The sequence below is a fragment of the Flavobacterium sp. JAS genome, from assembly GCF_020991455.1.
GTDB lineage: Bacteria > Bacteroidota > Bacteroidia > Flavobacteriales > Flavobacteriaceae > Flavobacterium.
The window spans coordinates 1-417 of record NZ_JAJMOX010000057.1; the positions used below are offsets into that span (position 1 = coordinate 1).

The 417-nt window shown below is 36.2% G+C and carries 1 protein-coding gene; it reads right to left on the reverse strand.

Translation table 11 applies throughout. From position 1 onward, the window contains the following. Nucleotides 1-403 (reverse strand): AMP-binding protein (locus LPB88_RS23720; protein ID WP_370635916.1); only part of this gene is annotated, 403 nt, incomplete at its 3' end. Nucleotides 404-417 lie beyond the last annotated feature (14 nt).

A 417-nucleotide genomic window follows, 5' to 3' on the forward strand; every position in this document is an offset into this window, starting at 1 on the left:
CTACAAACTCCTCTTTATCTTTAATGGTTTCTTCACCAGGAATACATAACGCGGCACCACTGTACAAACTCATCATAATCTCTGATATAGAAGCATCAAAAGCTACAGAAGCAAACCAGACTACTTTATCATTTTGGGTAATCCCAAAGGTTTTAATCTGATCCAAGGACATATTGACATTACTGTTATGCTCTACCATAACACCTTTTGGCTGTCCTGTAGAACCCGAAGTATAAATGACATAGGCCAAATCACCTGACTGATTAATAGGGTCCGGATTCTCTTTCCCATACTTATATCTTTCTAAATTACATAACATCATTTCCTCTTCATCGAGAACTATCTTGCATTTGCAATCTTGTTCAATATAAGTTATACGGTCTTGAGGATAATTAACATCGATTGGAAGATTTGGAA